We start from the raw sequence: 3394 nt of genomic DNA, 5'->3' as shown, positions 1-3394 counted from the left end.
AGCGTTCATTTCTGGACGTTGCCCAGAGGAGATTCGCCAGCCCAGCGCCGCGAACAGATAAGCGAAGATTTTGTGTGCTGGCTGGTGCTGATTTTCAGGCCAATCCAGAAATCTCAATACTTCTTTGAATGCTTCTTTCGCAGGCACGCCATTGCGCGCGAACAGTTCAGTCAACTCTCTATATCGACTGATCAATCCAAAACGCATATCCAAAACGCTTGCGGGGTCATTGGATGCAAATGCTGCCTGTGTTTTCGTTATCTGTTCACTTAGCGCCTGCCTCATCGCTGAGCCGTAGCTCGATAGCTCGTGTTTCAACAAAGCATCGAACGTGGGCCGGCTGCTCACCCAACCATCAGCCAAGCGCTTGAGGCTTGCCTCGGCAACCGCTTTGTCTTGTCGGAGCCCGGGCGCGAACATCGAATAATCAGCATTCACGTTGATGTGGTAGATAGGCAGCCACGCATTGCGCGTCCCCGACACAACCTGATCCACATCCGTGCTCAAGGTTGGCCGCGCGTTGCCCTCTAGAAAGGCCTTCGCGAACTCCCACTCTTGTTGCGTGGCAATGGCATCCGTCCTCTCAAAAGAAGTCTCCCCGCTGAACATTTCGTGGGCGAGTCGCAGCTCTTCCGGGGAATGCCAGACAATCGTCTCATCTGAGTGGAGGTTCGAGGCCGGAAATATTACCTGTTGCCTCAAGTAGGCTAGATTTCCGAGTGAGTAGCAATCCTGCCAGAATTGCCCATGAGGCGCACCGGGCCTCCGTTTTTTTGCTTTGGTCTTGTAGAGTTCGCTGACTGCAAACTGATCAAGGTAAATGACACGCTTATCAACACTAGGAAGCACCTCGTCGTGCGAGTATCTGCACTCTTTACAGCGCTTCGTCACGCAATTGCCGCCGACAGACACGGTGCCGAACGACTCGCTTTTGCAGCGAGGACATTTCCGAAACGGCGGAAGTTCAAACATAGCGCTTTCTTACGATGCTTATCACGGGAGAGGGTCTTCTGAGCGCGCGGAAGCAATCTAGTCTCTGAATAACCTAAAGCCGAGGGATCGCGTAGCTATGCAAAACGGAATCCCAGAGATTCCAGATCGCACGTTGTATATATCCTGAATGGTCCATTGGAGTCTGTACGCGCCAGCCTCCTTAGATCGTTCGCCCGCAACTCGCCGTTTCGCTGTATTACCTCAATCCGCAAATTGCCCCGCCGCCTCGATGATCGGCTTCCACCGGTCCACCTCGCTCACCAGCTTCACCTTCAGCGCTTCGGGCGTGGCTTCGTCCTGGGCGACCGGCTCGGTGTTGATCTCGTTGAAGCGCTTCACCAGGTCCGGGTCCCGCAGGGCTTCCTGCAGCGTCTTGGATAGTTTTCGCACGATCTCGTCGGGCGTGCCCTTGGGCGCGTAGAGGCCGTGCCAGGCGCCGACTTCAAAGCCCTTCAGGCCGGCTTCGTCGGCGGTGGGCAGGTCGGGCATGGAGGCGAGGCCGGATTTGGTGGTGATGGCGTAGCTCTTCACGAGCTTGGAGGCGATCGGGCCTGTGGTGTTGGTGGTCTGGTCGCAGGTGAGGTCGATCTGTTTTGCGATCAGGTCGTTCATCACGGGGGCGTTGCCCTTGTAGGGCACGGTGAGCACCTGCTTGTCGATCGCGGTCATGAACAGCATGCCGCAGAGATGCGAGGCGGCGCCCAGGCCCGCGTTGCCGAAGGTCATCTTGTCGCCGTTCGTCTTGATGTAGGTGATCAACTCGGCGAGATTGTTCGGCGGCAGGTCGGGCCGGGCGATGATGGTCATCGGCGCGTTGGTGACGAGGCCGATCGGCGCGAACGCCGTCTTGGTGTCGTAGGGCAGCTTGCGGTATAGCGTTGCCGCCGTCGAGATGCCGATGTGATGGACCAGCAGCGTATAGCCGTCGGGCTCGGCGCGGGCGGCGCGCGCGGTCGCGATCGTGCCGCCGGCGCCGGTGGCGTTCTCGACGACGATGGTCTGGCCCAGGAGTTTCGACATCGATTGCGCCGTCATCCGCGCCACCGTGTCGGTCGGCCCGCCAGCCGCAAACGGCACCAGCAGGGTGATGGGTCGGGCCGGATAGGTCTGCGCGGAGGCCACTGAGCTTACCATCGCGAGCACAGCGGCAATCATGGCCAGTCGTTTCAACTCGTGCCTCCCTTTGAGCTTGTTCTTCTTTGGTCGCGCATCTCTACACGTTTTGCGCTGCCGCACAAAAGCGAAAGATGTCGCGCGGTACGGCGGGCTGCCCGGAGGAGACAAGTGCTCCGCAGAACCTATTGACTTAGATCAACGAAAGGTCCGCCAAGTCGTCGCACTCGGATGCTGCGCAAAGGCGATCCGAAGAGCCACGTCGGGGTGCCAGGCCCGTCCGCGTCGAAGAGACCGATTTGGCGACAATTCCACGTTCGATCGAACGGTACCTGTTGACCATTGAATCGGAGAGTTTCCATGAGAACCTTCAATCGGTTGGTGCTGTCAGTCCTTCTCGTCACGCTATCGGCCGCGACCCAGGCTGCGGATTTGAACGGAGCTTGGACGATCGACGCCTCGGCCTGCGGCGACGTGTTTACCAAAGAGAATAACAGGCTTGCTTTCAAGCCAGATGCTGATCTCCACGCGGGCGGCATAATCGTGCAGGGAAGGCAGATAACCGGCACATTTGAGAAATGCACTGTCAAGTCGTTGCACGATGACGGATCGAATGTGCGAATGATTGCGTCGTGCTCGGACGGGGTCGCGGTTTCGGACGTAGAGTTCGACGTGAAAATCTCCGGAGAAAATAAGATCACCCTCAGCTCCAAGCAGCCGGTGCCGGTGGAAATGCCCTATGTTCGCTGCGCGATGTGAAGTCCGATCGGCTCTGCGCGCTATGCGAGTTCGGCAGGGGGAGCGGCTCTGGGCGTGAGCCTGATGTCCGTTCGGGGTCACGAGCGGGAAATGCTCTGGCCGATCGCGATATTTCCGGTCGGCCGTCAGAAGCTGAACCGCATCATCTTCTCATCGCGCTTCAGGCCTGCCCAGCGCGTTGACCTTCAACTGCGGCTGCAGCGGCGACGTTCCAAACACGTCAGCAATTTTCTCGAGCCATGCAAAAAGTGCCCGTCGGGCAAATCAGTCGAAAGTCTGTCCATCCCTGTTGCGAAAAATATTCCGCTTTCGCCGTCGGGCAAATCAGTGATTTAACTCCGCGCGTCTCACCCAGATGAGGGGCGGATCGCGATCGTCACGAACGTTGCGGTGAGATGCGGTGGACGCTGACGTTGCGACTGACGAGCGTGACATCAGCGGACGGCGAAGTCGTGTGGTCCTGGCGCCCCGACGCTGGCGCTAAGTCCTGGGGGCTGGAAACATCCCTAAGGGCGACGGTGGCAAGAAA

Annotated in this window: 4 protein-coding genes; 2 read left to right on the top strand and 2 right to left on the bottom strand. The window is 58.5% G+C overall.

Translation table 11 applies throughout. From position 1 onward, the window contains the following. Both CWO89_RS42120 and CWO89_RS42115 read right to left on the bottom strand, forming a co-directional pair. Positions 1-972 (bottom strand): hypothetical protein (locus CWO89_RS42120; RefSeq protein ID WP_165421565.1); only part of this gene is annotated, 972 nt, incomplete at its 3' end. 222 nt (positions 973-1194) lie between these two features. Next, positions 1195-2148, bottom strand: a complete 954-nt coding sequence (locus CWO89_RS42115) for a tripartite tricarboxylate transporter substrate-binding protein (protein ID WP_130584114.1) — start codon at positions 2146-2148, stop codon at positions 1195-1197. Between the two features lie 318 nt (positions 2149-2466). On the opposite strand from CWO89_RS42115, the gene CWO89_RS42110 reads away from it, so the two are divergent. Both CWO89_RS42110 and CWO89_RS42105 read left to right on the top strand, forming a co-directional pair. Continuing rightward, positions 2467-2865, top strand: a complete 399-nt coding sequence (locus CWO89_RS42110) for a hypothetical protein (protein WP_130584113.1) — start codon at positions 2467-2469, stop codon at positions 2863-2865. Positions 2866-2955: 90 nt separating this feature from the next. Next, entirely contained in the window at positions 2956-3201 is a 246-nt protein-coding gene (locus tag CWO89_RS42105) for a hypothetical protein (protein ID WP_130584112.1), read from the top strand. Positions 3202-3394 lie beyond the last annotated feature (193 nt).

The sequence above is a fragment of the Bradyrhizobium sp. Leo170 genome, assembly GCF_004296405.1.
Classification (GTDB): Bacteria; Pseudomonadota; Alphaproteobacteria; order Rhizobiales; family Xanthobacteraceae; genus Bradyrhizobium.
The sequence above is the reverse complement of the archived record's forward strand: the minus strand, read 5'-3'. Positions and strand labels throughout refer to the sequence as shown.

Coding starts and splice junctions, on each gene's coding strand:
- CWO89_RS42115 (WP_130584114.1), bottom strand. CDS start 2,148: ATGATTGCCGCTGTGCTCGCGATGGTAAGCTCAGTGGCCTCCGCGCAG.
- CWO89_RS42110 (WP_130584113.1), top strand. CDS start 2,467: ATGAGAACCTTCAATCGGTTGGTGCTGTCAGTCCTTCTCGTCACGCTA.
- CWO89_RS42105 (WP_130584112.1), top strand. CDS start 2,956: ATGCTCTGGCCGATCGCGATATTTCCGGTCGGCCGTCAGAAGCTGAAC.